This window comes from Microcoleus sp. D3_18_C2, from assembly GCF_036702395.1.
In the GTDB taxonomy this organism is placed as follows: Bacteria; Cyanobacteriota; Cyanobacteriia; order Cyanobacteriales; family Microcoleaceae; genus Microcoleus.
The window spans coordinates 40,094-65,552 of record NZ_JAUBTG010000031.1; the positions used below are offsets into that span (position 1 = coordinate 40,094).

At 44.9% G+C, this 25,459-nt stretch carries 22 protein-coding genes; 9 read left to right on the plus strand and 13 right to left on the minus strand.

Translation table 11 applies throughout. The features are described from left to right. The first annotated feature begins 186 nt into the window (after positions 1 to 186). Positions 187 to 753: a DUF7638 domain-containing protein gene (locus QUA88_RS18500; protein WP_333055411.1), complete on the plus strand. Its 567-nt coding sequence runs from the start codon at positions 187 to 189 to the stop codon at positions 751 to 753. Here the strand turns inward: QUA88_RS18500 and QUA88_RS18505 are convergent. The 3 genes from QUA88_RS18505 to QUA88_RS18515 all read right to left on the minus strand — a co-directional run bounded on the left by QUA88_RS18505 (position 745) and on the right by QUA88_RS18515 (position 3,404). Beyond that, positions 745 to 939 (minus strand): hypothetical protein, encoded by a 195-nt coding sequence (locus tag QUA88_RS18505; RefSeq protein ID WP_333209049.1) that lies wholly within the window; start codon positions 937 to 939, stop codon positions 745 to 747. The two genes, QUA88_RS18500 and QUA88_RS18505, sit on opposite strands and share 9 nt — an antisense overlap. A gap of 116 nt (positions 940 to 1,055) precedes the next feature. Beyond that, positions 1,056 to 1,949, minus strand: coding sequence for a CNNM domain-containing protein (locus tag QUA88_RS18510; RefSeq protein WP_333055409.1), 894 nt, complete (start codon positions 1,947 to 1,949; stop codon positions 1,056 to 1,058). A gap of 369 nt (positions 1,950 to 2,318) precedes the next feature. Next, a complete protein-coding gene (locus QUA88_RS18515) occupies positions 2,319 to 3,404 on the minus strand; it encodes a hypothetical protein (protein WP_333055408.1) in 1,086 nt (361 codons plus the stop codon). Positions 3,405 to 3,515: 111 nt separating this feature from the next. Here QUA88_RS18515 and QUA88_RS18520 point away from each other — a divergent pair, with 111 nt between their 5' ends. Both QUA88_RS18520 and QUA88_RS18525 read left to right on the plus strand, forming a co-directional pair. Continuing rightward, entirely contained in the window at positions 3,516 to 4,433 is a 918-nt protein-coding gene (locus QUA88_RS18520) for a YihY/virulence factor BrkB family protein (RefSeq protein ID WP_333055407.1), read from the plus strand. Positions 4,434 to 4,827: 394 nt separating this feature from the next. Further along, entirely contained in the window at positions 4,828 to 5,841 is a 1,014-nt protein-coding gene (locus QUA88_RS18525; RefSeq protein ID WP_333273055.1) for a glycoside hydrolase family 104 protein, read from the plus strand. A gap of 221 nt (positions 5,842 to 6,062) precedes the next feature. Here the strand turns inward: QUA88_RS18525 and QUA88_RS18530 are convergent, their stop codons facing one another. From QUA88_RS18530 to QUA88_RS18540, 3 genes are all read right to left on the minus strand, one after another. Beyond that, positions 6,063 to 6,779, minus strand: coding sequence for a DevA family ABC transporter ATP-binding protein (locus tag QUA88_RS18530; protein ID WP_333273058.1), 717 nt, complete (start codon positions 6,777 to 6,779; stop codon positions 6,063 to 6,065). Positions 6,780 to 7,166: 387 nt separating this feature from the next. Then, a complete protein-coding gene (gene devC / locus QUA88_RS18535; protein WP_333273060.1) occupies positions 7,167 to 8,351 on the minus strand; it encodes an ABC transporter permease DevC in 1,185 nt (394 codons plus the stop codon). Positions 8,352 to 8,500: 149 nt separating this feature from the next. Then, a complete protein-coding gene (locus QUA88_RS18540; protein ID WP_333273062.1) occupies positions 8,501 to 9,928 on the minus strand; it encodes an HlyD family efflux transporter periplasmic adaptor subunit in 1,428 nt (475 codons plus the stop codon). A 115-nt stretch (positions 9,929 to 10,043) separates the two neighbouring features. Here QUA88_RS18540 and QUA88_RS18545 point away from each other — a divergent pair, with 115 nt between their 5' ends. After that, the gene (locus QUA88_RS18545; RefSeq protein ID WP_333273065.1) at positions 10,044 to 10,652 is read left to right on the plus strand and encodes a TetR/AcrR family transcriptional regulator; all 609 of its coding nucleotides are present in this window, start codon (positions 10,044 to 10,046) and stop codon (positions 10,650 to 10,652) included. A gap of 84 nt (positions 10,653 to 10,736) precedes the next feature. On the opposite strand, the gene QUA88_RS18550 is transcribed toward QUA88_RS18545, so the two are convergent. Together QUA88_RS18550 and QUA88_RS18555 are read right to left on the minus strand one after the other, a co-directional pair. Further along, complete coding sequence (locus QUA88_RS18550) at positions 10,737 to 11,024, minus strand: hypothetical protein (protein WP_333055401.1); 288 nt, start codon at positions 11,022 to 11,024, stop codon at positions 10,737 to 10,739. 112 nt (positions 11,025 to 11,136) lie between these two features. Continuing rightward, positions 11,137 to 11,283, minus strand: coding sequence for a hypothetical protein (locus QUA88_RS18555; protein ID WP_333055399.1), 147 nt, complete (start codon positions 11,281 to 11,283; stop codon positions 11,137 to 11,139). Between the two features lie 127 nt (positions 11,284 to 11,410). Here QUA88_RS18555 and QUA88_RS18560 point away from each other — a divergent pair, with 127 nt between their 5' ends. Next, positions 11,411 to 12,616 (plus strand): transposase, encoded by a 1,206-nt coding sequence (locus QUA88_RS18560; protein ID WP_333055397.1) that lies wholly within the window; start codon positions 11,411 to 11,413, stop codon positions 12,614 to 12,616. A gap of 20 nt (positions 12,617 to 12,636) precedes the next feature. Here QUA88_RS18560 and QUA88_RS18565 read toward each other — a convergent pair whose 3' ends face one another. Together QUA88_RS18565 and QUA88_RS18570 are read right to left on the minus strand one after the other, a co-directional pair. After that, the gene (locus QUA88_RS18565; RefSeq protein WP_333055396.1) at positions 12,637 to 12,930 is read right to left on the minus strand and encodes a hypothetical protein; all 294 of its coding nucleotides are present in this window, start codon (positions 12,928 to 12,930) and stop codon (positions 12,637 to 12,639) included. Positions 12,931 to 13,109: 179 nt separating this feature from the next. Next, positions 13,110 to 14,621: a mechanosensitive ion channel domain-containing protein gene (locus QUA88_RS18570; RefSeq protein ID WP_333209061.1), complete on the minus strand. Its 1,512-nt coding sequence runs from the start codon at positions 14,619 to 14,621 to the stop codon at positions 13,110 to 13,112. Between the two features lie 981 nt (positions 14,622 to 15,602). Between QUA88_RS18570 and QUA88_RS18575 the strand changes: the two genes are divergently transcribed. Together QUA88_RS18575 and QUA88_RS18580 are read left to right on the plus strand one after the other, a co-directional pair. Beyond that, the gene (locus QUA88_RS18575) at positions 15,603 to 20,075 is read left to right on the plus strand and encodes a PAS domain S-box protein (protein WP_333273071.1); all 4,473 of its coding nucleotides are present in this window, start codon (positions 15,603 to 15,605) and stop codon (positions 20,073 to 20,075) included. 5 nt (positions 20,076 to 20,080) lie between these two features. Further along, positions 20,081 to 21,409 carry a response regulator gene (locus QUA88_RS18580; protein WP_333055391.1) on the plus strand — a complete coding sequence of 443 codons (1,329 nt, stop codon included), beginning with the start codon at positions 20,081 to 20,083 and terminating at the stop codon, positions 21,407 to 21,409. A gap of 147 nt (positions 21,410 to 21,556) precedes the next feature. Here the strand turns inward: QUA88_RS18580 and hpsU are convergent, their stop codons facing one another. Continuing rightward, the gene (gene hpsU, locus QUA88_RS18585) at positions 21,557 to 22,234 is read right to left on the minus strand and encodes a hormogonium polysaccharide biosynthesis acetyltransferase HpsU (RefSeq protein WP_333273074.1); all 678 of its coding nucleotides are present in this window, start codon (positions 22,232 to 22,234) and stop codon (positions 21,557 to 21,559) included. Positions 22,235 to 22,289: 55 nt separating this feature from the next. On the opposite strand from hpsU, the gene QUA88_RS18590 reads away from it, so the two are divergent. After that, positions 22,290 to 23,084, plus strand: coding sequence for a cation diffusion facilitator family transporter (locus tag QUA88_RS18590; RefSeq protein WP_333055388.1), 795 nt, complete (start codon positions 22,290 to 22,292; stop codon positions 23,082 to 23,084). A 67-nt stretch (positions 23,085 to 23,151) separates the two neighbouring features. Here QUA88_RS18590 and QUA88_RS18595 read toward each other — a convergent pair whose 3' ends face one another. Further along, positions 23,152 to 24,087: a glycosyltransferase family 2 protein gene (locus tag QUA88_RS18595; RefSeq protein ID WP_333209095.1), complete on the minus strand. Its 936-nt coding sequence runs from the start codon at positions 24,085 to 24,087 to the stop codon at positions 23,152 to 23,154. On the opposite strand from QUA88_RS18595, the gene QUA88_RS18600 reads away from it, so the two are divergent. Continuing rightward, positions 23,996 to 24,214, plus strand: coding sequence for a hypothetical protein (locus QUA88_RS18600; protein WP_333055490.1), 219 nt, complete (start codon positions 23,996 to 23,998; stop codon positions 24,212 to 24,214). The two genes, QUA88_RS18595 and QUA88_RS18600, sit on opposite strands and share 92 nt — an antisense overlap. Here the strand turns inward: QUA88_RS18600 and QUA88_RS18605 are convergent. Further along, on the minus strand, positions 24,211 to 25,182 hold the full coding sequence (locus tag QUA88_RS18605) for a glycosyltransferase family 2 protein (RefSeq protein WP_333055386.1): 972 nt from the start codon (positions 25,180 to 25,182) through the stop codon (positions 24,211 to 24,213). The genes QUA88_RS18600 and QUA88_RS18605 overlap by 4 nt on opposite strands. Positions 25,183 to 25,459: the final 277 nt, after the last annotated feature.

Consider the following 25,459-nt stretch of genomic DNA (forward strand, 5'->3'; position numbering starts at 1 on the left):
AGAAGAATTCTTAACTCATTAGTCCTCTTTGAGAGGACTTTCGCTTTGAGGCAGGGGTTTCAACCCTTGCCGGACTATGGGTTTTACCTTAAGTTGACACCCCTTGGGCACGGCGCCGTGTCCGTAAGAGGAGACGGCAGTGCCGTTTCCCTACTGGAATACGCTTGATTGTTAAGGGCAAAAGAAATGCTTCAATTATATAGAAACGGTGAAAATGGAGAAATAATTCGGGGTAAAGGGTTGTCGGCCTTTATACACAACGGCGACTACTACCAAACCATCATCCGAGTTTTTGAAGACGGTATGATCGATTGTTGGGAATGGGTTAACTTTGAGGAATTCAAAACCAAAGTTGCCGAGGGATGGGTTGTTACCCAAGTTCCCAAGGGTGCGAGGATAAGCTGTCACCATCTCTACTACGGAAATTCGACTTTAGAGTTTTATTATATAGAGATTGATGAGTTTGTAAAAGAAGTAGAAGATACCATCGCTCAGCTTCAGGGAAAGCAAACAGTTGCAGATACTTGTGTTCAAGCCTTTGCTAAATTCCTAACATTCCCAACAAAAGAAAATAAAAGTAGCTTGCGAGAAGCTTACAATGCTATTCCAAAACATCTGAGAATTTATGTTCTTGGCGATATGGATTGTAAAGATTCCGCTATCATAACCTGTGTCAAAGATACAGAAGTTTCCCAGGAAATACTAAAAAGCGTCTATAGGCGCTATGAATATATCTGGAAAAGGTTAAATTAAGCCAATATCTGAATCCTCAGTATTGTCCCAAACTCTATCTAGTGATGTTTGACTCGCTTGAAGCCAAAACTCAGCTTCTTCATCAGGTAAAACTGTTACTAATACTTTTGCCCCTTCGGGTAATTCGGATAACTCCAGCAGTTCAATTTTCCCTTGTCGAACAGTAGCCCAAAGTGTTTTTAGCATATCCACCTCCTAAACTGTGCTTTATGCAATTTGCAGATTTCTGGTACATTGTCGCACTGAGCGACTAATTACAACCTCACACATAGAGCGAGGAAGTATTTAAGCCTGATTTAGGATCAATTTAACACAAGTTCTGGCTGCTGAGTCTCAAACAAAGGGCGAGTTACCTGACGCACTAGCACTGTTTCTAAACTGCCTTCTACTACATTTGCTGCTTCTATTTCTAACTCACCCCACAATAGCCGATCGCCTTGATTGGGCATTTTACCTAAATTGTGGATTACGAATCCGGCGATTGTTTGGTAAGCTTGGTTAGTTGGCAGGTTTAACCCTAGTTTTTCGTTAACTGCTGTCACTTCCCATAGGCCAGAAATGAGTGCCGAATGAGCATCTTTTTGAACGAAAGTTGCCTGGGAAGATGACACCAGCGGTTGAGACTCTTTACTGGTAATCCAACCAGTCAGCAGCCACACGGTACCGTTGAGAATTACTAGCAGCGGCCACAGTAATTTTGAGCAGAGTTCGAGGGCCGGCATCAGCAGCAAAGCGGTACGTTCTGGGGCGTGGGTTGCTAATACTTTGGGGATTAGTTCTCCTAAGACTATTTCTACGTAAGTTACTAAGATAAAAGCTACGGGAACTGCGATCGAATGAGCAGTCAGCACGGCAGAAAAATGACCGATCGGCAATTTGTCGATCCACGGTTCAATCCAGTGTACAGTCGCTCCCTCACCCAACCAACCCAACAGCAAACTCCCTGCTGTTGTGCCAGTTTGGGTCACAGACAGGTAATGCGGTATGTTGTTTTGAGCTTGGTGGACGAGTTGGGCGGTTTTGGCGGTTGGGCGATCGTGCAAGTGGGCGAGTTGGCGGATTTGATGGCGATCGGCTGATACTAATGCTAGTTCTGACGCCACAAAAAAGGCGATTAAAAGTGTTAAGCCCACCAACATTGCTAAACTCAGCATTGTTTGGGCTACTTCTATTTCCAGGCAAGTAAGGTTGTTCAAGATAGATATCTAATATGATAGATGTTTTATGTTCATGCTTTTATTTTAGCTTGGGACTCAGATAGGTTTATCCCCCGACATTTCGGATATCCCCACTACCCATATTCCTAGGTGTGCATTGCACACCTTACCCGTAGAACTTGTGAACTCTTTCTCTTCTCTTCCTTCGCGCCCTTGGCGTCTTCGGGGTTCGTTTTAACTGAGATATTGCACCATTCTCAATTACTTTTTTAGGAACAGGCTTTTCGGCCTGTTCCACAAGAAAATTCATCTCTTGTGGAACAGGCCGAAAAGCCTGTTCTTGACAATGGTGCAAGATGCGAGTAAAAAAAAAGAATCTAATTCACAACACCGGAACTCATTGCAGTATCAACTCTCCCTTACTCCCCGGAGCGAGTTAATTTCCGTAAAAGTCTGCACCGGATCGGACTTCAACCCGCCTTGAATGTAATTCAACTTCACTTCTTCTAACAAATCCGACAGCAGCGACTGCAATTCCGCGAGAGTTTTCTCATCTTGCAATTCCCGCCGTAAACTTTGATTAAATTCTTGGCTGAAATTATCGAGAATTTTTCTACCTTTATCGTCTTCATAAGTAGTAGCTACCACATCCACCGCAGTTTGAGCTAAATAATTTGCTAGCTGTTCAGTCATCTCCGTCGGCAAAATATTAATCGGAGAGAAAGTTTGCAGGATTTGATAGAAATCAGACTGTTTGATTGTTGTTTCCAAATTGTGGTGCAGCAATTCTTCTAAATCCGGTTGCACCTGTGGCAAAACTTTGTAAATTGTCAGATCCAAAATCCGTTTGGTAATTTGTTCGATCGTATTTTCCTGATTGACGTGAAGGTACGGCTGCTGCGCCAGCAACATCTGCGCCACGTCGCCCTGTTTGATCGAACTTTTAGCTTGATTGATAAACCGCACCATCATGTATTCCGACATCGTATTGGCTAAATAAGCCACCGGTTCATAGGTAACTTGAGCAACTACGCGATCGAGATTCACCAAACCAGACTTGTGCAGCCGCACCAATACTGGCAGAATCCGCCACCCCTGCCAAATCGGCATCACCAGAAACACCTCGTACCAGCGCCTCAGCACAAAATCAAACCAAGTTACCCCCGGTTTACGGCGGGTGTGGAACAAACTTTTAATCAAAAATTCCGCCCCAAAAAAACCAATAAAAAACGTATCTATTCGCCAAAACTGGTCAGCACTTTTCAAATATTCGGGATTAGCTAAACTCGAATCAATGCCTTTAATCGGGTCATAAATTTTAACTAAACCCGGAAAATAGCTCTGATAAACAGGGCGCAACTGAAGGTAACTGAAATGAAAAAGCACCAGCAAAAAATTGACCACCCCTACTAATGCGCTAATTTTTGCCCAAGAAATTGCTTTTTTGGACAGTTTTACCTCGGTGTTGTTAACAGTTGTGTGGGAATCTGACATAAAAATAATCTTCCGAATTTGCTAATCGATAAATCTATCTTGTGGCTGAGGCTAAAAAACTCTTAACCTAGTATAATTCTTTATACTCTAAGTATAAGGAAACCAAATGCCGTGAAATTAAAAACAGTCATATCCCTGCTCAAAGAAACTTTTACTCAATGGCAAGAAGATAGAGCGCCAACCCTAGCAGCCGCCCTAGCCTATCACACAGTCTTCTCCCTGGCCCCGCTGCTAATTATCGTAATTGCGATCGCCGGTTTAGTCTTTGGTGCAGACGCAGCCCAAGGTCAAATCGTCGGTCAACTCCAAAGTTTAATCGGCAAAGATGGCGCCGAAACCATCCAAGAACTCATCCTCAAAGCCTCCGAACCAAAGTCGGGAATGATTGCTACTTTACTCGGTATCGCTACACTTTTGTGGGGGGCTTCCAATGTGTTTACTAATCTCAAAGAAGCCCTCAATACTATTTGGAATGTTTCACCGCCTCCCGGACGCGGGATCTGGGGATTTCTGCAAGACCGCGTATTGTCTTTTGCAATGATTTTAGGCATAGGCTTTCTACTGCTAGTATCTTTAGTCCTGAGCGCCGTTTTAGCGGCCGTCAGCTTTTGGTTGAACGGCTTGCTGCACTTACCAGTGGGTATTTGGCAGATTGTGGACTTTGCTCTCTCCTTTGGCGTAGTTACGCTGCTTTTTGCTTTAATTTACAAAGTTTTGCCCGATGTCCATCTTGCCTGGAATGATGTTTGGATCGGCGCCGCCATCACCTCAATGCTGTTTACGATCGGCAAATCCTTAATTGGAGTTTACCTAGGAGGTAGCGGTATTGCCTCTACCTACGGTGCTGCTGGCTCGTTCGTGATTATCTTACTTTGGATCAATTATTCAGCTCAGATTCTCTTCTTAGGTGCTGAGTTTACTCAAGTTTGGGCTAACCGCTACGGTTCCCTGATGCTGGCAAAACGCAAAAATTTGCTCAGCATTCAAGCTGAGGAATCCTCCGGGTCCAAACACCGACAGAATTCTTAATATTAGATACAAAAAATGCGATCGCTCACTTTTGAGTCAGCCGAATGCCAGCACCTTGAAACCTATGTCAGTTGGGACGGCGAGACCTGTGGAATCACTAAATTTTAGACTCAACCCATCGCCAAATCTGCCCGTGAACTTGACCGGGCGAACACTTAGTAGTATCACTGGATATGGTTGAAACCAGTTTATCTTGATCCCTGTCGCTCCCCTTCGGTGATGACCGAAAAATTTGAAGTTTGCGATCGCCCCGAAAGAGATTTTTTTCCTTGCCAGTCCCCAATTTCAAAGGTGAAACCAATCTCAAGTCCACAAACTGGGATATTTCAACCTGAACTGATATCAGGAGGTACTTTTGTACGCATCAAAACATCTGGGAAGCCACCTGCTCCCTATGTCAGACATGGAGCTAATTCGCCTGTGGGTAAACCGCAAATCCCCCCGCAACCGGCGCTTTAGCTGGCAGGCGGCCAACCATTTTCGAGTGTTTGTCGCAAAACCGCTGGCACAAGTTACTCTGACTGATGTCGAGACTTTCGCAGCAGCGATGAGAGCTCGGAAACTTGCACCGCGTTTTTACAAGCAAACCTTGCTAGCGCTGAAATCGCTGTTCGCCTTCGGCCAGCAAACGAAAATTTTGCCCGCAACACTCCCCCTTCACCGGTGGCCGGTTCTGCGCCGGAATCGGTCTAAACGCCTTCGTTTTCAACTCTCTTGGGGTTTCTTAATCTGTTTGTGCTTTTTCTTAGGTAGAATGACGCCGAGACTGTGGGGACAATCGGTCTCGGCAGGAAGCTCGCCCGCCCCGAAACGGCTGCCGGAAGTTGCGACGATCGACTCACCAGACAAACGAGAGAATAACATCGATCGCGATCGATCGCCCGAAACTCCAACCCAGAATTCACCAGAGCCCAGACTCGATAGCAGACTCGATAACATCAGCCCCGAACGTCGAGTCAAAGCCTTTCTCGACACCATCGCAGCCGCCGAAGGAACCGCTAGCCCCGACGGCTACCGCACCCAGTACACCGGCACGAAATTTGTCAGCTTTCAAGATCATCCCAGAGAAATGAGGTGCGGCCGTCGCTACGGCAAAAAACTCTGTTCCGACGCAGCGGGGCGATATCAGTTTCTCAGCACCACTTGGGACAGATTTGCCAAAAAATTTGGCGTCCGCGATTTCAGCCCAGAAAATCAAGATTGGATGGCTATAGAGTTAATCCGAGAAAAAGGTGCATTAGAAGATATAGAAGCGGGTCGATTGGAGCCAGCAGTCAGAAAACTCGCTTACATCTGGCCTTCTTTTCGCCGTTATGGTGGTTCTGTAGAATCGTCGATGCCCAAACTCGAAGCAATGTACCTGCAAAATTTGGGAATTTACCGGCAAGGATTGGTGGTTAGCAATTAGTCAAAAGTTCAAGGACGAGTTTAGATTCGAGTTTGGGAATTTTGGATTAAATTTTGACATCCAAAATTGAAAATGGGGTAGTTATGGGTGATGTCTATTCCGGTTGTATCGAAATGATTAAACCACAGAGGGCACAGAGGACACAGAGAAAGAGAAGAGAGAGATAATAATTCCGATGTCAACGGATTAGATAGGATGTCTATTCTTCGGAAATTTAAAAATTAGGCTAATTTTCCATCTTCCATGTGAAGGATGCGATCGGCAATATCTAAAATTCGGTTATCGTGGGTTACTAACAGAATAGTACAACCCTGTTCTTTGGCTAGTTGCTGCATCAAATTCACCACTTCGCGACCGGATTTGCTGTCCAGGGCGGCTGTTGGTTCGTCAGCTAAAACAATTTGCGGTTGACTGACCAAAGCGCGGGCGATCGCAACTCTTTGTTTTTGTCCTCCAGACAAATCATCTGGATAATAGTTAATCCGCTGTTCCAGTCCTACTAACTCTAGCATTTTTGCAGAGCGATCGCGCATTTGAGAACGCGACAAATTCCCGTGAACTTCCAAACCCATCTGCACGTTTTGTAGCGCCGTCAAACTGCGGTGCAAGTTGTGCGCCTGAAAAATATAACCAATTTTGCGTCGCGCCTTTACCAATTCGTCTGCGCTCGCTTTGCACATTTCTTGACCGATAATTTTGAGACTTCCCGATTGACCGGATCTCAGTCCGCCAATCAAAGTTAAAAGCGTAGTTTTTCCAGAACCAGAAGGCCCCGTCATCAGCACGATTTCACCTGCATTAATGTCGAGATTAATGTCAAAAAGTACCTGTTTTCGCAGTTGACCTTGACCGAAGTAGTGGTCGAGTTTGTGCGCGGAAATTATAGGTGAAGGAATCTGTAAGGCGTTGGTTGTCGGGTCGAGAGTAGTAGAATTCATAACTTCTTGGTTTGAGGTTTGAGATTGAATGATTCATCGCTTACATCGCCTAAATAGCCGAGTAAAAAGAAGAAAATAAGTTGACAAAAAATATGTTGGCACTCAGGAATTTCTACCAAATTTAGCTTTAATACCCCTTTATTTTTTAGTCTGCGGAGGCGGACTTCATTTGTGTAGGAAAGGTTTCAATCACCGAGTATGATAAAGTGTTTTATAACCCGGATTTAGTGTCCTTCAGACTCACTTATATCATGTCCGGTCGAGCGACCTCGATTTTTGTAGGGGCGGGTTCACCAACAATACCGGCCAATAATTGACCATCTCAAAAACCCGCTCCGACCGGAATATTATGGTTAATCGTGAGGACATGATATTCTTCATTTTCCCTTAAAACATATCTGCTGGATCTGCTGATTGCAGCTTGCGAGTGGCAATTGCTCCCGAAATAGTACACATAATCACGTTCAAAAGTAATACTATAAATGCTCTAATCAGCGTCATATAAAGGGGTAAGTTTGTAGCTTTGCGAGTTAAAGAATAAAGTCCGAAAGAAACTCCTACTCCTGGCAAAAAACCGAGGACAGAAAGAATTAGAGCTTGTTCAAAAACGATGCCCAGTAAATAAACATTGCGGTAGCCCATCGCTTTGAAAGTAGCGTATTCTCCCATGTGGTCGCTGACATCGGTTGAGAGAACTTGATAAACAATAATGACACCAACTACAAAACCCATCGCGACGCCTAAATTAAACACAAAGCCGATCGCAGTATTCTTAGCCCAATAGTTTTTCTCAAAATCGATAAATTCTTGTTTTGTTAATACCTTGACATCCGGCGGCAAATATGCTTTTAAAACTTGTTGAACTTCCACGGGGTCAGCACCCGGTTGCAGTTGAATTAATCCGGCATTAACACTCGCGGCGTTTTGTCTCGCAAACAGGCGCAGGTAATTTTGATCGCTAGTCATCAAAATACCGTCGGCGGCAAAAGATGCTCCAACTGTGAATAAACCGCTGACGTTAATCCTGCGCCGCTCTACCTCAGCTTTAACAGCTTTTCCTCGATCGATTTGCGCGATCGTCCCTTGGTAATCTCCCCTAGAAGCTCGATCGAACAACACGGTATCCGGCAATTTAATCGCGTTCAAATTTTGGTTAACTTCGGGAAGCGCAAACGCAGGGCGATTCGGATTGAAACCCACCACCATCAGCGACGTTTCGCGCCGAGTTTCGGGATTTTTCCAGTTAGCAATTTTCACGTAAAGCGGTTCGGCTGATTTCACGCCCGGTACGTTCATTGCTTGATACAATCGGCGCCTGGGGAAGGAAGACAAATTAATCAAATTTCGCGCTTGGGGGTGAATCAAAACTAAGTCTGTTTGCAAGCTTTGGTGCAGCCGCGTATTGCTGGTGTAAAGCGCATTTTGAAAGCCCAACTGCATGAACATCAAAACGTCAGCAAAGGCAATTCCTGCTACTGCAACGAGCATTCGCCCTTTGTCGTGACTCAGTTGCAGCCATCCGAGGGAAGTTCTGCGTCTTAATTGTTCTAAGGGTTTGATTAGTGCAATCATAGGATTTTAGATTTTAGATTTTGGATTTTGGATTAAAGACAGCAACCTGATGTTGGAACAATTCTTAATCTTTAATAATTAAGTCAGAATGATTCATCTCTCTATTCTCTTCCTCTGTGTCCTCAGCGCTCTCTGTGGTTAAAAAATTCTTAATCCTTAATTTCCCCGATCGCCACCTTGACTTGCAAATTGGTTAATCCCGCTACTTTCTGGCTGGAAGCTTCATCTAAGCGCACTTTTACTTCCACAATTCGACTATCAATATTCGCAGAAGGATCGGTGTTAACAATGTTTTGCCGCTGCACTTGCAAACCAATATGTTCGACAGTTCCCCGCAATTCGCCGGTCAAAGCATCGCTAGTAATTTTGGCGGTTTGTCCGAGGCGTACTTTGTCCACATCGCTTTCGTAGATTTCCGCAACAGCCAGCATCTCGCGAGTTTGTCCGAGTTCGACAATGCCGTCGTTTCCCACTTTTTCCCCCGGATGCGTATGAATTTTCAGGACTTGGGCGTCTCTGGGAGCACGGATGTAAGCTAGATCCAGATTGGCTTTGGCTTGTTTGGCGGCTGAAGCGGCGGCACTGACTTCGGCGGCGGCTGCTGCTATGTCAACGGGACGCACTTCGGCGATGCGATCGAGATTTGCCACGGCTTCATTAATCTGCTGTTGTCGAGATTGCTCAACTTGGCTGAGTTTGGCTTGCGCTTCGTTAATTTGCTGTTGGCGAGATTGTTGAATTTGATTTAATTTGGCTTGGGCTTCGTTAATTTGCTGTTGGCGGGATTCCTGAATTTGATTTAGTTTTGCCTTTCCTTCGTTGAGTTGCTGTTGAGTTGTTTCGGCGGCGAGGCTTTTGCTGTCGCTAGTTGAGGCGGAAATTGCTCCCTGTTTATACAGTTGGGAGTAGCGCCGATCCTCGCTTTGGGCGTTGCGGAGTTCGGCTTGTAGACGGGCAATTGCGGCTTTTTGGGTTTGAATTTCCCCTTGCTGTTCGGCCCTGATGCGGGCAATTGTGGCTTGTTGCGCTGCGATTTCGGTGCTGCGATCGACTTCTAGGCGGCTGACGATCGCCTGTTGCGCTGCGATCTCGTTGCTGCGATCGGCAGATAAACGGCTAATAGTCGCTTTCTGGGCTTGAATTTCGCCGTTTTTGGCTCCAGCTTTGACTTTTGCTAGATTTGCCTCAGCGACGCGCACTTGTTCTTGAGCTTGGTCGAGGGCGGCTTGCAGGCGATCGCGACTATCCAAAATTGCGATCGCTTGGCCTGTTTTCACCCTGTCTCCCTCTTTGACCAAAAGTCGATCGATCCGGTTTCCTTCCGCGGCACCGGAGGCGGAGACTTTAATTACTTCTCCTCTGGGTTCGAGTCGCCCCAAGGCTGTAACTGTTGTTAATTGGGATGCTGTGACGGCTGCTGCTGCGGCTACTGCGTTCGGATCGGGTATGCGCGATCGCCAGATCGTGTAGCCTGTGGTTCCCGCTGCCCCCAGGGTTGCTACTGCTGCCACAACTAGGAGTTTTTTAACTAGGGATGGATTTGAGGATAAGCTGTCTGCTGTTGGTTGGTGTACCATGACATACCTCTTTGTGAGAAAATAAAACTAAACGGTTTAGTTACGATGTCTTTTAATACTAAACCGTTCAGTATAATAATGTCAAGCTCCCAAATAAAAATTACAGAAGCAAGGTATGGCAAGGACAAAACCGATCGAACCAGACGCAGCAGGAGGTGACAAGAGCGAGCAAATCCTGCAAGGTGCGATGCAAGAATTTTTAGCCCACGGCTACGCGGGCACGAGTATGGACAAGGTAGCGAAGACGGGGGGAGTGTCCAAAGCCACGGTTTACAGCTATTTTCAAGATAAAGAGGGATTGTTTGCGGCTTTGGTACAGCGACTGGCGCGAAAAAAAGTCCATTTTACAGTGCTGGATGAAGAACCTGCCGTAGCGCTGCGATTCGCTGCCACAACTATATTGGATCAGGCGACCCAGGAACCAGAATATCTCAATTTTGTGAGGTTAGTGATTGCGGAGTCAGGGCGTTTTCCCCAGCTCGCGCAGACTTTTGTGAGAAACTTAGCTAAACCGGGTATCGAGCGGCTAGCGGAATATTTGGCATCGCATCCAGAGTTAAAATTGCCCGATCCGGAGGCAACGGCGCGAATTTTTATCGGATCTTTGGTATATTTTCAGTTAATGCAGGAAATGATGCACGGTAAAGAGATTATCCCAATGGAGCGCGATCGACTGATCGATGGTCTGCTGCATTTGATTTTAGGGCCGGAGTCCAATTCCTAAGTGCGACAAAATCTAGGATTTTTTTTCGAGAATCATTTAAATGCCATAAAGAGCGAGATCCCTTTATGGCTGCGATCGCAGGTTTTAGTCAGGTGTTTTTCCTAACCTTTCCCTCAATTCCTCCGCCGATAACTGCGGCAGTTGTTCTACAAACAATGTCAATTCTGCCACAGGCAATGCCAATAAATTAGTAACTGCAGCAGGCAGAAGATCGCCCAATTCAGGCGATCGTATTTGCAAGACACTTTCAGCCAACAATTTCACTGCTGATTCCCGCCCAGATTCATCGACTGTTAACATCGATATTGCCAGCAACAGCACTGTAAATTCCGCCGCCGCCAACTTGGATATTGGAGATAGAAAAAGTGCCATTTTTGGACTTAATTCTCCAAATCTAACTCGCAGAAAGTTTTCTAAGGATCGTCGATTAAATAACTTCGTAGGTTGGGTTGAGGAACGAAACCCAACCTACAAAAAATGCAAGTTATTTAATTCTCATTCCTAATATTAAGCGCTGTTGTTCTTGTCGGCCTTGTTCTAGTCCTTGTTCTAGTCCTTGTTCTAGTCCTTGTTCTCTAGCTTGTTGCTGTGCTGCTTGTATTTGTTGTTGAAAAAGTGGTGCAATGGCCATAATTAACTCCCGCTCTTCTGGCTCTAATACTTGTGGCGCATCGGTTACTAAAATAATTGGGTTTAAAGCCCCGTCCTTGTAGGACGGCTTTCTGTGTTATACTTACGCTGACACGACAAGCGTAACTATGTTGGTATTTGAGGCAAAACTTGAGGGGACGAAGCAACAGTACGAGAGGCTAGACGAAGCCATCCGCACCGCTCGCTTCGTTCGCAATAGCTGTCTGAGATACTGGCTCGACAACTTGGGAATCGGCAAGTACGAGTTAAGCGCCTACTGCGCTGTCCTAGCCAAAGAATTTCCTTGGGCTGCTAAACTCAACTCTCAAGCGCGTCAGGCTTCTGCCGAAAGAGCTTGGTCTGCAATTGCGCGGTTCTACGACAACTGCAAAAAAAGCACACCAGGGAAAAAGGGCTTCCCGCGTTTTAAAAAACATCAGACGCACGACTCTGTTGAATATAAAACAACAGGCTATAAGTTGTCGGATGATAGACGTACTATCACTTTCACTGATGGGTTTGAAGCCGGAAGTTTTAAGTTGTGGGGAACTCGCGACTTGCACTTCTACCAATTAAAGCAGCTTAAGCGCGTGCGTGTTGTTCGTAGAGCCGACGGTTACTACGTTCAGTTTTTGATCGACCAAGAACGACTAGAAAAGAGAACGCCAACTGGTAAAACACTAGGTTTGGACGTTGGTTTGACTCACTTCTACACAGATTCAGACGGTCAAACAATTGAAAACCCGCGTCATCTGAGAAAGTCCGAGAAAGCTCTCAAACGACTGAATCGGCGTCTTTCGAGAACAAAAAAAGGCTCCAAAAATAAAGCCAAAGCAAGAAACCGATTAAGTAGAAAACACCTCAAAGTAAGTAGACAACGTAAAGATTTTGCCGTGAAATTGGCAAGATGCGTAATCCAGTCTAGCGACTTGGTTGCCTACGAAGATTTGCAGGTGCGAAATATGGTCAAAAATAGAAAGCTAGCTAAATCTATTTCGGATGCTGCATGGTCTGCTTTCCGTCAATGGTTGGAATATTTCGGCAAAGTGTTTGGAGTGGTAACAGTTGCTGTACCACCGCACTACACTTCGCAAAATTGTTCTAACTGTGGGGAAATCGTCAAAAAGTCTTTGAGTCAAAGAACGCACCGCTGCCAACATTGCGGTGTTGTACTCTTACGTGACTGGAATGCCGCAATCAACATACTTGAGTTAGGACTTCGTACCGTGGGGCACACGGAAACGTTAAACGCCTCTGGAGACATCGACCGCTGCATTGGTGAGGCAACTCCTCAATGTAAGTCGAGTCGTGGAAAGAGGAAGCCTAAACAGTGATGTTTAGAATCCCCGACCGTTTACGGCGGGGAGGATGTCAATAAATTTGATTGTAACCGATACAGCAATTCTAGCGCGATAATCCGCAACGGATCGTCTGTTGCTAAAGCGCTTAATTGGGAAATAGCCCTTTGCTGCACTCCCCCTTTGCCCAAAATCCTCAACCACAGAGTTTCTGGAGTTTCTGGCAACTGGTGAATCGCCACAATTGCAGTTCGCAAAGATTCCCCCAAGAAATAAATTCCCTGCATCCAATTCTCTGTGTCTGGTATCGCATTAAAGCTATCTACCAATGCTTTCGATGCTGTGGGCATCGATCGATTTTAGATTTTAGATTTTAGATTTTAGATTGAAGAAAGTGAAGTAAACATCGATTTATCGGACTTCAGAAGCCACATCGCGGCCGATATTAACCGTTCCGAGCGGTGACAGCAATTCCTCCAGGTATTCTTTGGCAAAGAGATCGTGAATAAATCGCGTCATAGAAATTATTTCAAACAGTAAATATATCTTTTAGCCGTTTTCTCACCCATTCTACAGGATTTTCATCCTCTTCTGCTGCATCTACCAATTCCATTTCTCGCAATAATTGCTGTCTCTCGCTGAGTTCTTCTTTGTGTTTGACTATTTCTTTAATAATCTGTTCAGATAAATCCGGTCGTTCAGTTAAAACTTTCTGGAAACCTTCTTTATTGATGGCAAACAAAATTGTTTCTTCCAAAGCTCTTACCGAAGCAGTTCTGGGGATTCCCAACATTAAAGAAAGTTCACCGAGAAACTGACCACTACCGAGGTTATTCAGATGTTTGTCAATAGCTGCTACAAAAACTTCGACTGAACCTGAAAGAATCATGTAAAAAGCATCTCCGGGGTCGTTTTCGTGAAACAAATATTCTTGCGATCGCAGCCGTTTCCGGTATCCAACTTCAATCAATTGCCGCAATTCAAGGTCAGTCAGGTTTTCAAAGTATTCCACCTCTCGTAGCAAACAGCTAAGCGACGATGGCTTTTTCAGTTTCTCTGCAAAAATAGGCGGTTTTTGCTCATTTTCTGAGTAACTGTTCGGGAGGTCAATTGCAGTTTCTTTTTTGTTAAACATGGACAACAGAACTTCGGGATTTTGCAAATAAATTTCACGGTCATTGAACGGAAATTCGATTTTATGCTGGCGGAAATTGTATTCAATTGCAAAATTCAAAGAACTTTTAATTATTTCTCTTTCAGTCGGCTTGTCCGTCCAAACTAAAAGTTCAAATTTAAAACTATCATCACCAAACTCGACAAACAATACTTTCGGATTCGGTTCGTACAATACTCCAGCTTCTGCGTAAGCAATATTTAACAGAGTTTCTGTCACTAACAGGGGGTTACTATTCTCGGCTACTTCTACGGGAACTCGCAGACAGAGTAGGGAATTTTCGTAACTCCAGTTAACAATTTTGTTGCTAATCATTTTGCTGTTGGGAACAATGACGCTAGAGTCTTCAGTAGTTTGGATGATGGTCGATCGAATCGAGATTTTTTTGACGATTCCCATTAATCCTTCTAATTCCACAAAGTCTCCGACTTTAACCGGCCTGTCTAAAAGCAGCGTTAAGCCGCTGACAAAATTAGTTGTTAAATCTTGGATTCCGAAGCCAATTCCGACTCCCAATCCCCCCGCAACTACTGCAAAAGAAGCGAGGTTGAAGCCGATGCTTTGGATGGCGACTATTACTCCTAAAGCTACTATTAAATACCCAATAATTACTGCGATGGCTTCCCTGTTTCCCTCGTCAATTCCCAGTCTGACTAGCAAGCGTTCCTTCAGGAAATTCGTAAATGAGCGTGCTATGACAAGGATAGCCATAAACAACACTATTAGTTCTACCAGTGACTGCAGGGATACTGGATTGTCACCTATTTTAAATAGGGTAGCTGTAAATATTTGCGATATCTGTGTCAACACTTCTTCTGGTATTGTATTCAATTTAAATTCCGGGAATAAGGTTTTTTGTGTGGTCATTTTTAAGGAGAGGAGTAAAAAATAAAGTCCTCAGTACCCAATGTAAAAATCAAATACTGAACTCGTTATCATAAATTTTAACCTATTTTTATGGTAAAAAAACTTAAGTCGTTACATAGAGATGTTGTTCCTCATACTACGCAGTTATCCCTATTGCCAATTTTTCGGATACTTGGTCTTCGCAGGCCTGGGGTTAGTGTGCCACTTTTTCGCGTTCCGAGAGCCGACTCATCTATTATTAAAGCGCTCTAGTAACTTTAGTGAACCTTAACTCGATTCGAGTTTATCATACTCTCCACTATTTTTTTTTTAAGTCCCGTTATCAAGTTAAGCAGGGATTATTCAATGACTCTTTAAGTGGACAAGTCAAATATCCAAGTATTACAATGACTTTAACTGGTGGGAGAGATATTGCTATTACTCTGCCAGTTGCGTCCGTTTTATGTATTATCTAAGTAAAAATTTAACGGATCTAGCTAAAATTGATAACGTTTCAAGAATACTTGGCATTCTACCGATATGGGGGACGAAATATAACTTAATCGCATTTGTCAATCCGTAATTTTACTTAAAATATTGCTTGTTTAGGAGTGGAAAATTGGCGATTTGAGGGTAGGTGGACATCAATATGGCGCGAGACATGATTGCTCGATCGCCCAAATCAAAGTTGTCCACCCAAAACCTGAGTAAAGGCTGAGCATAATTACTGATTGACAAATGCTTCCCTAGGTTAAGTTGTCATCAATGTTCTACCGATAGGATTGATTAGCAATAGAATTGATGAGAAATAGAAATACTTGGCGATACATCCGAATAATTAAAAAACATAGTGTCGCAAGGGATACATATCTCGCAGATTGAAAGCCTAATAGTCGCGCTACTGAACGTTTTATTCAGTACCCAAATTGGAGGCAACGAAAACCTTGCGATCGCACAATTGGACAGAAGTTCTAGAATAAAAGCTGAAATGCACGAGCCAACATGAGCAAATTCCCACCAGAGAAAACCCAACCGCCACAGCAAGAGAGCACAACAGCAGAGGTATTGCGACAGGCTCACTTCGAGGCTTTTTTTGCTGCTGCGAATGCCGGACTGATGATTTTAGACCGCCAACTCCGGTACGTCCAAATTAACGAAGCTATGGCCGAGATCAATGGCATTTGTGTGGCAGATCATATTGGTAGGTCGCTGTGTGAAGTGCTGCCAGAATTGGCTGCGAATCTGGGACCAATTTTGCAAGAAATTCTGGATACGGGCAAGCCAATTCTCGACTATGAAGTAGTGGGTGAAACTCCGAGACAACCGGGCCTCCTGCGCTACTGGCAAGCATCTTACTATCCTTTGCGGGATGAAAATGACCTGGTTTTTGGTGTTGGTGCCCTTGTGATTGAAATTACCGATCGCAAGCGGGCAGAACAAAAGCAGGCACGACTGACGGCCATTTTGGAAGCAACTTCCGACTTAGTAGGAGTTTCTGATACGACAGGGCATAGCGTCTATCTCAACAAAGCCGGACAGGAAATGCTGGGGATGTCCCCAGAGGAAGCACGAGCTTCGTTTAGTATAGATTCTGTGTTAGCTCCCTCAGCAACGGCAAAATTCCACAACGAAGTAATTCCCACCGCCTTGCGAGAGGGCCGGTGGACTGGTGAAACTCTGTTTTTGTCATGCGATGGGGAAGAAATTCCAGTCTCCCAGGTTTTGATCGTTCACAAAACCGCAGCGGGTGAAGTCGAGTTTATCTCCACTATTGCGCGGGATATTCGCGATCGCAAAAAAGCAGAGGAAGAACGGCAATTGCTCGCTACAACGATCGAGAACAGCCGTGACTTTATTGGCGTTGCCTCAATGGATGGTCGCCCGATGCTAGTGAATCAGGCTGGTCTGGATTTGGTGGGACTCAGCAGTTTGGACGAAGCCAAAACCAAACACATGAACGACTTTTTCATGGCAGAAGATTTGGACTTTGTACAGCAGTTTATTATGCCTGCAATAATGCAAGAGGGAAGTTGGCGGAGTGATTTCCGCTTCAGACATTTCGTGACAGGTGAACCCATCGCGGTAGATTACACCCTATTTTTGATCAAAGATCCAGAGACTAATGAACCCATAGGAATTGCCACTATTACGCGGGATATTCGCGATCGCAAAATCGCAGAAGATGTCCTGAAACAAAGTGAAGAAAGATTTCGTTCTTTGATGGAAGCCAGCGCTCAAATTATTTGGATCTGCAATGCCGACGGCGAAATGGCGATCGAGCAACCTACTTGGAGTGCATTTACAGGACAGACATTTGATGATTACAAAGGAGGGGGTGGGATCAAGGCTATCCATCCAGACGATCGCTCGTCTATGGTTACTGCCTGGTCAACTGCTATTGCCAATCGATCGCTCTATGAAGTTGAATTTCGTATGCGCCGTCATGACGGGGTATATCGGTACATGAGTTGTCGTGGTGTACCAATTCTGAACGCGGATGGTTCAATTCGGGAATGGATTGGAGCTAATACAGATATTACCGATCGCAAGCAAGCAGAAGAAGCTCTGCGCCAACAGCAAGCTGCGCTGCGCGATCGCAACGTCTTGCTGAGCTCTATTTTGGAAAGTACGCCAGACATAATTGTGGTTAAAGACCGGGAAGGCCGATATGTTGCCCTTAATTCCGAGGTCGCAAAATCCTTTTACGGTAGACCCATTGAGGAAATTATCGGTAAAGATGATTCGGAACTCCTTCCTCCGGCTGCCGCCGTTGCAATAATGGCAAAAGACCGCCAGATCATGGAAGCAGGCCTTACTGAAAGCTACGAAGAAGAGGTTTTCAATGGTAAAGAGAATACTTCTTTTTTAACCACAAAAGCCCCTTGGCGGGACGCTCAGGGCAATATTATCGGCCTGATCGCCATAGCACGAAACATTAACGATCGCAAACAAATGGAAGCAGAGTTGCGCGATCGTAATGCACTGCTCAAATCTATTTTGGAAAGTACACCAGACTTCATTGTCGTTAAAGATCGGGAAGGTCGTCATGTTGCCCTTAACTCCAATTTGGCAAACTTCATAGGCAAGCCCATTGAGGAAATCATCGGCAAAGATGATTTGGAATTACTGCCGCCTGACACGGCCCGTGCAATTATGGCAAAAGATCGCCAACTCATGGCAGCAGGAATCACTGAGAGTTACGAGGAAGATGTCTTTCATGGTGAGACCACCGGGACTTTTTTTACTACAAAAGCTCCTTGGCGGGATGCTAAGGGTAATATCCTGGGAATCATCGCCACAACACGAGATATTAGCGATCGCAAAAAAGTCGAGCAAACACTCCGTCAAACCCTAGAAATACTAGACTTAGCCAGCGATGGTATCATTATTCGGGATATGGATGACCGCATCATATACTGGAACCAAGGTGCAGAAAAGCTCTATGGTTGGACAAAAGCCCAAGTAGTCGGGGAGTACATTCACACCTGCTTGGAAACAGCCTTTCCTAAACCGTTAGAAATCGTAAGGGCAGAGTTTTTCCAGCAGGGAAGTTGGGAAGGAGAAGTGCAGCACACCACCAGCGATCGTCGGCAGATTATTGTGGCAAGTCGCTGGACATTACAGCGCGATGGGGAAGGAAAGCCTTGTGCCCAACTCGAAATTAATAATGACATTAGCGATCGCAAACAAGCAGAAGATGCTATCAAACAAAGCGAAGAACGCTATCGATCGCTAATAGTTGCCACATCCCAAATTGTCTGGACAGCGGATGCTGAAGGAAGATGCCCGGATCTACCGAGTTGGAGAGCTTACACCGGACAAACCGAAGCTGAGGTAATTGGTTTTGGCTGGTTAGATGCAATTCACCCGGACGATTCCGAACGAACCAATCAAGTCTGGCTCGAAGCAGTGCAAACGAGAAGCCTGTATGACATAGAATATCAACTCCGCGGAGCGGATGGAAACTATCGTTATTTTCAAGTTAGAGGGGTGCCAATTCTGAATGAAGATGGCAGCATCCGGGAGTGGGTTGGCACTTGCACCGATATCCACGATCGCAAACAAGCGGAATTCGTAATGGCAAAAGCCAGGGAAGCCGCAGAAGCAGCTAGTCGGGCAAAAAGTGAATTCCTTGCTAACATGAGCCATGAATTGCGGACTCCGCTTAATGGCATCATGGGCTACGCGCAGATTCTTCAGCGTTCCAAAGTCTTGAATGAAGAAGAGCGATCGCGCATTGATGTTATTTATCAGTGCGGTTCCCATTTACTGACCTTAATCAATGATATTCTCGACTTGTCGAAGATTGAAGCACAGAAAGTGGAACTAATGCCCACGGATTTTCATTTCCCGGCGTTCCTGCAAGGTGTCGCAGAAATGTGTCGTATCCGAGCTGAACTAAAGGGAATTCACTTTCATTTTCCATCAAGCCCCGAACTGCCGATCGGGATTCGTGCGGATGAAAAACGCTTGCGACAAGTCTTAATTAATCTTTTAAGCAACGCTATTAAATTTACGGATGAGGGCAGTGTTACTTTTATAGTCAGTTTTGCCACAGAAGAAAAAATTCGCTTTGAAATACGCGATACAGGTACCGGCATTGCACAGGATCAACTCCAAGCTATCTTTCAGCCCTTCGAGCAGGTAGGCGATCGCAGACGGCAGACGGAAGGCACGGGATTGGGACTGGCAATTAGCCAAAGGATTGTAGAACTAATGGGCAGTACCATTCAAGTTCAAAGTGAGATTAATGTTGGCAGTATTTTCTGGTTTGATGTCAATCTATCTCAAGCCGATGAATGGGTTAAAACATCTCAAATCGACCATCGCGGGCAGATTATCGGCATCAAACACCGCCAACCTAAGATTGTGGTTATTGATGACAAATGGGCTAACCGTTCGGTCATTAGCAATTTGCTCAGTCCGCTCGGCTTTGAGGTGTCTGAAGCGAACGATGGGCAGGAAGGCTGGGAAAAAATTCTAGAAGTGCAGCCAGATTTAATTGTTACCGATTTATTAATGCCCGAACTCGATGGCTTCGAGGTGATTAAGCGGGTTCGAGAATCGGAAAATTTCAAAGACACCGTTATTATTGTCTCTTCTGCCAGCGTATTTGAAACCGATCAATACAGAAGTTTAGAAGCAGGAGGTAATGCCTTTATTCCCAAACCTATTCAGGCAACAGAGCTCCTGCAAAAATTACAACAGTATCTGGATTTGGAATGGGTTTATGAAGCTAATGAAGATCCACAGGCGATCGCATCAGACACCGATGAGCTAATTCCCCCGCCTGCTACACAAATGGAAATGCTATACGAACTGGCTATGAAGGGAAATTTCCTAGAAATAGTTAAGCAGGCGGTATTACTGGAACAAATAGATCCCCAATACATTCCCTTTGCTAAAAGATTGCATCAAATGGCAAAAGACTTTCAAGACGAAGAGATTTTAACGTTTATTCAGTCCTACAAGTAAGGTTTATGAATTCAGAAATTCAAGCAAATGGTACAATCCTTATAGTTGATGACAATTCAGCCAACTTGGGTGTCTTATCTGATGCCTTAAGTCAGGAAGGATTTGAAGTTCGGGTCGCGAAATCTGGAAAGATGGCACTAGAGCGAGTCAAATATGCTCTCCCAGATCTAATCTTGCTAGATGTCATGATGCCAGAAATTGATGGATTTGAAACCTGTCGTCGATTACAGGCTAATCCAGAAACTAAACAGATTCCCATTATATTTATGACTGCGCTCTCGGATACGGCTAATAAAGTTGAGGGTTTTAAGCTTGGGGCTGTAGATTATATTACCAAACCTTTCCAACAGGAGGAAGTATTAGCTCGCGTCAAGCTGCATTTAAAGCTTCATGTTTTAACTGAGAAGTTAGAAGAAAATAATACATTATTGGAGCAAAAAGTTTTAGAAGTGAGCCAAGCCTATGAAGATTTAAAACAACTGCAACTTAAGTTAATTCAAAGCGAGAAGATGTCCGGATTAGGGCAAATGGCGGCTGGGATTGCTCATGAAATAAACAACCCTATAAATTTCATCTCTGGCAATCTGGGTTATGCCCAAGAGTACGCTCACAACTTACTAAAAATAATACATCTCTATCAAGAAGATTATGTAAATCCCACCCCTCGGATTCAAGCAGCAATGGATGAAATAGAACTGGAATTTGTGGAGGAAGATTTTATCAAAGTTCTTAACTCAATCAACTTAGGAACGCAGCGCATCCAGGAGATTGTTAAGTCTATGCGAATCTTTTCTCGCCTAGATGAGGCAGAGGTGAAATCTGTAAATATTCATGAAGGAATTGATAGTACACTCACCATCCTGCATCATCGTTTAAAAGCAAAACCAGAGCATCCTGAGATTGAATTAATAAAAAAGTACGGTCAGCTTCCACCAGTAGAATGTCATGCCGGACAATTAAATCAAGTGTTTATGAATATTATTTCCAATGCCATTGATGCTTTAGAGGAATCGAATCAGCAGCGTTCTTTTGCAGAAGTGAAACAACACAAGAACCGCATTCAAATTGCTACAAAAGTAATTGATGAGAATTGGGTGGCTATTCATATTAGTGACAACGGTCGGGGAGTTTGCGAAAGTTTAAAGCCGAAACTATTTGACCCTTTTTTTACCACGAAACCTATCGGTAAAGGAACTGGGTTGGGGTTATCTATCAGTTACCAAATTATCGTTGAAAAGCATGGGGGCAGATTATACTGCCAGCCTGGATTAGGAAAGGGAATAGAATTCGTCATTGAAATTCCTATTCGGCAGCAAGCTTGTAAAGCTGCTTAGTTTCCTGGTACAATGTCTCTTAGGAATGAGAATTAAATAACTTCCACTCTTGAAAGTGGGATGGGCGTCCCGCCCGTCATGAGTGGACGGGCGGGACGCCCATCCCACAATAACAATTAAAATTGTAAGTTATTTAATTCGCGATCCTTACGAACTTTGGTTAATTTCTCGCTGACAGCGGGGACGACAAGGTGTTCCTGTGCAAATAAAGCCTGCAGGCATATTTTTAAAGACGCTGCTGCGAGCTCCGATTAAAGCGTTAGCACCGATTTCGACACCAGGGCCAATGAAGCAGTCGGCGGCAATCCAAACGCCGTTATTAATGATCGCAGGTGCTGTTATTAAGCCAAAGGCGGGGTCTTGAGGGTCATGAGTGCCGGTGCAGAGGTAGCTTTTTTGAGAAATGACGCAGTGTTTGCCGATCGCAATTCGATCCAGACTGTACAATACAACATCATCTCCGATCCAACTGTAATCGCCGATGGCAATTTTCCAAGGATAGGTAAAACGAGCCGTGGGACGAATGATCACACCCCGACCTATTTTCGCTCCAAATAACCGCAGCAAGCCGCTTCTGATGCGATTAAAAGGGTGTGGAGTGAGAGGAAAGGCGATCGCCTGCACCAACCACCACAGCAAAATTAGCCAAGTAGGCTTTCCTCGATCGAACTTTGATTGATCGTACTTCCGCAAATCAACCAAAGATTCGCCTGTCAAAGTATTTGCGTGATTGTCGCTAATTGGACGATCGTTTATTTCAGGATTTGGGGAATTTGCGGTCGAATTTTCCGGATCTTGGTGGGGATTTGGTATATAATCGGTCATTGATAGTTAATTTAATGTTTAATTTAAAATCGAGTTTAACCTTAAGGACTGCTGCATGACATTTCTAGTTAGGGACAATTTTGACTCGAAAAACGCCAAGGATATCGCACAATGCGAGAAGACAAATCCCAGAATTGGCAAAGTGCGACTTTTACAAACAGCATTGGTACTGCTTAGCAGCTTTTTTGTAGCAGAGTTAATCGCCGCACTTAATTCTCATAGTTTGTCCCTATTAGCAGATGCGGGTCACGTTTTTTCAGATGTAGCAGCTTTAGCAATAACTTTGACAGCGACTTGGTACTCGTCACGAAAAAGAAGTAAATCGGTGGATTGTGCGATCGCACAATCGCCAATTCCTGAACGAGGAGAAATCATTGCTGCTTTAATTAATAGTATCAGTTTAGTAGCGATCGCCCTTTGGATTGCCGCAGAGTCGATCGCCCGTTTGCAGTCCCCAACACCCGAAGTAGAAGGACTCCCGATGTTAATTACCGCCATAGTCGGTTTAAGCATCAACTCGATCAATGCTTGTTGCTTGCATTCCTGCTGTCACGGTGACTTAAATCTCAAAAGCGCCTTTCTGCACGCAGTCGCCGACATTTTTTCATCGGTTGGAGTAATTTTAGCTGCGATCGCCGTAGCGTGGCTGCACTGGAATTGGGCTGACGGCTTAATTAGCTTGCTAGTCTCTGCATCAATTATTTTATTAACTCTACCATTGCTAATAGAAAGCATCCAATTGCTGCTGGGAAAAGTATCAGCAATATCCGCCAGTCAACAGCCTTGTGATTGCGAAAAAGTGAGCGCAGAAAAATTGCTTTTTCCATCCCTCGAAGAACTTATTAAATGAAAATGTCTCAAGCCACTCGCTATGGGCTGGCTTTCCTAATTCCCAATTCCCCCATGCTTCCAAAATATTAAGGCAATTTAACTTCGGTCTCCTGAGTGATAACTACTGGCGGCGACAGAGTAGGCTCAGGTTCTGCCACATTTAACTGACCGCCACAACAACGCAACTCGTAAAGTTTTGCATTAATTTGATACTCATATTGACTCAATAACCTTGCATAAATATAGCCAGCTTTGCCATCCAAAAAGCCGAGCTGAATGAAGTAAAATAAAATAAATCTGAGCATTGGTTTAAAAGGCAGCCGCACCCAAACTTTTTTGAGAAATCGCTTCCGCTGCACTGCATCTCCAAATAGGTGAGCGCCAATAGTGCCGCTGTCGTCGCGGCCTTCAATAATATTGTAATAAACGCGAGCTTCCCAATTAGAATAGCGGTTATGCCGTTCTATCCAGTGAAATAAATCGCGATAATCCTCGTGGATCATGTCATTTTTTAAGTAGCCGACTTGACCGGCTAAAATTACGTGTTCGTGAACTTCGTTGTCGCCAGTATTGGGGACGGATTCAGTGCCGAGATTTTCGTAACGTCCTTTTTGATGCTTGAACAAACGCAAATTCCAGTCGGGATATCGGCCGCCGTAACGCAGCCACTGACCTAAAAAGAAGACTTTGCGGTTGAGGTAGTAGCCGTCAAAATTGGGGTCTTCGATCGCCTGCGCGATTTCGTCCCAAAGTTCCGGGGGAATGCGCTCGTCGCAATCGACAATTAATACCCATTCGTTGCGAAAGGGCAGATTGTCCAATGACCAATTTTTCTTTTTCGGCCAGCGGTTGTCGAAGTAGAATTGCACTACTTTGGCGCCGGTGCTGATGGCAATTTCTACGGTGCGATCGCTGCTTTGGGAATCAACCATGAAAACTTCATCCGCCCTAGCAATGCTGGCCAGACACGCTGGTAGATTAAGTTCTTCGTCTTTTGCCGGAATGAGAACTGAAACCGGAATCTTGGATGAACTAGATGTCATAATCGAGTGCTTGAACCTGAATGCGGTCGAGTTTTTTGTGGATGAAGTGCGATCGGCACAGCAGGGCCGACGACTTGAGCAGCGAGGGATATTGCCTATAGCCTAATGCCTGCTGGTCGATTTCGGTGCAAAAATCAGGCCGCGGATGGCTGCGATCAAATAACCGATTTGACCCCAGGCAAAAACGAAATTTTCAAAGCGCAGCCCTGGATCTCTAATATATTTAAAAGACTTCCAGACACCCCTCAAGATTCTTTCACCCCCCCACCCAAGCTGAGCAATACCGGCTCGATCGGACAATTGTTCGCGATAACACTCGCTGATGCCTTGCCACCACCCGCGCTCTAGAAACCAAGCTTTGTTGAGCCTTTCTGTCGCGACATGGTGAAGCACCAGGGCCTCCGGTAGATAAACTACTTGCCAACCTAACTCTAAAGCTAATTCTGTGGCCCGCAACTCTTCATTTGACAGCAATTTTGTGCCGACTCTACCGAGTTTGACATCGAAGCCGCCAATTTGTTCGAGAAAAGCGCGCCGGATTGAGTAGTTTACTCCCCTGGGAGTCAAACCGGCAGCAGTCACGTATAGGTAAGTATCGCCTAAATCGTATGATCCCAAGTTCTGGGCCAATCCCGGTGACAGCCATTCGGGCGGGCTGACTCCCGAAGGCCAGAGCAAATTTACTTTGCCACCAGCTACGGCGAGTTTTTGATTGCTTTGATAAGCCGCGTGCAGCACCCTGAGCCAATTGGGCTCAGCAATAGCGTCGTCGTCGAGATAAGCTAATATTTCACTGCCAGCTTCCTTTGCGCCGGTGTTCCGGGCTACTGACAGACCGATTTCCGGCTCCCAGACGTACTTGAGGCGCCGATCGCCCTGTCTTGCTTCTACCACCTCGCGGGTGCGCGAAGTCGAACTTTCGGGGCTTGCATAATCGCTAGAAGCGTTATCCACTACTACTACTTCAAAGTTGTCGGGAAAATCCTGTACCAGCAAGCTGTCGATCGCCCCACCTAAATAGGCGGCGCGATTGTGGGTGCAAATAATCGCTGATATCTGAGGACGATCTGGCATAAATAACAGCTTGGGAAATACGGGGGTTCTCGATCGACTTACTCTGATCTTGTCTCATCAATGCTATTATCGCTTAAAAAGCATTTGGTAGTTAGCCGTTTAAATCATAATTGGTAATTGCTAATTGGGAATTGGCAATTGGGAATTATGTTTAATCCTTTGTATGTTACCCCGCCCAAAGAAGGGAGACAAGCCCGCAACATTAGTCGCGAGCAGCCCAAAAATTTTAACCAAACTTCAATCTCCCAAAATCATTTGTTGTGGAGTAAATCTAAAA

Bases quoted from the DNA above. Each gene is read 5' to 3' on its own strand.
- QUA88_RS18500 (WP_333055411.1), top strand. From the start codon at position 187: ATGCTTCAATTATATAGAAACGGTGAAAATGGAGAAATAATTCGGGGT.
- QUA88_RS18505 (WP_333209049.1), bottom strand. From the start codon at position 939: ATGCTAAAAACACTTTGGGCTACTGTTCGACAAGGGAAAATTGAACTG.
- QUA88_RS18515 (WP_333055408.1), bottom strand. From the start codon at position 3,404: ATGTCAGATTCCCACACAACTGTTAACAACACCGAGGTAAAACTGTCC.
- QUA88_RS18525 (WP_333273055.1), top strand. From the start codon at position 4,828: ATGTCAGACATGGAGCTAATTCGCCTGTGGGTAAACCGCAAATCCCCC.
- QUA88_RS18530 (WP_333273058.1), bottom strand. From the start codon at position 6,779: ATGAATTCTACTACTCTCGACCCGACAACCAACGCCTTACAGATTCCT.
- devC (WP_333273060.1), bottom strand. From the start codon at position 8,351: ATGATTGCACTAATCAAACCCTTAGAACAATTAAGACGCAGAACTTCC.
- QUA88_RS18540 (WP_333273062.1), bottom strand. From the start codon at position 9,928: ATGGTACACCAACCAACAGCAGACAGCTTATCCTCAAATCCATCCCTA.
- QUA88_RS18545 (WP_333273065.1), top strand. From the start codon at position 10,044: ATGGCAAGGACAAAACCGATCGAACCAGACGCAGCAGGAGGTGACAAG.
- QUA88_RS18550 (WP_333055401.1), bottom strand. From the start codon at position 11,024: ATGGCACTTTTTCTATCTCCAATATCCAAGTTGGCGGCGGCGGAATTT.
- QUA88_RS18555 (WP_333055399.1), bottom strand. From the start codon at position 11,283: ATGGCCATTGCACCACTTTTTCAACAACAAATACAAGCAGCACAGCAA.
- QUA88_RS18560 (WP_333055397.1), top strand. From the start codon at position 11,411: ATGTTGGTATTTGAGGCAAAACTTGAGGGGACGAAGCAACAGTACGAG.
- QUA88_RS18565 (WP_333055396.1), bottom strand. From the start codon at position 12,930: ATGCCCACAGCATCGAAAGCATTGGTAGATAGCTTTAATGCGATACCA.
- QUA88_RS18570 (WP_333209061.1), bottom strand. From the start codon at position 14,621: ATGACCACACAAAAAACCTTATTCCCGGAATTTAAATTGAATACAATA.
- QUA88_RS18575 (WP_333273071.1), top strand. From the start codon at position 15,603: ATGAGCAAATTCCCACCAGAGAAAACCCAACCGCCACAGCAAGAGAGC.
- QUA88_RS18580 (WP_333055391.1), top strand. From the start codon at position 20,081: ATGAATTCAGAAATTCAAGCAAATGGTACAATCCTTATAGTTGATGAC.
- hpsU (WP_333273074.1), bottom strand. From the start codon at position 22,234: ATGACCGATTATATACCAAATCCCCACCAAGATCCGGAAAATTCGACC.
- QUA88_RS18590 (WP_333055388.1), top strand. From the start codon at position 22,290: ATGACATTTCTAGTTAGGGACAATTTTGACTCGAAAAACGCCAAGGAT.
- QUA88_RS18600 (WP_333055490.1), top strand. From the start codon at position 23,996: ATGAAAACTTCATCCGCCCTAGCAATGCTGGCCAGACACGCTGGTAGA.
- QUA88_RS18605 (WP_333055386.1), bottom strand. From the start codon at position 25,182: ATGCCAGATCGTCCTCAGATATCAGCGATTATTTGCACCCACAATCGC.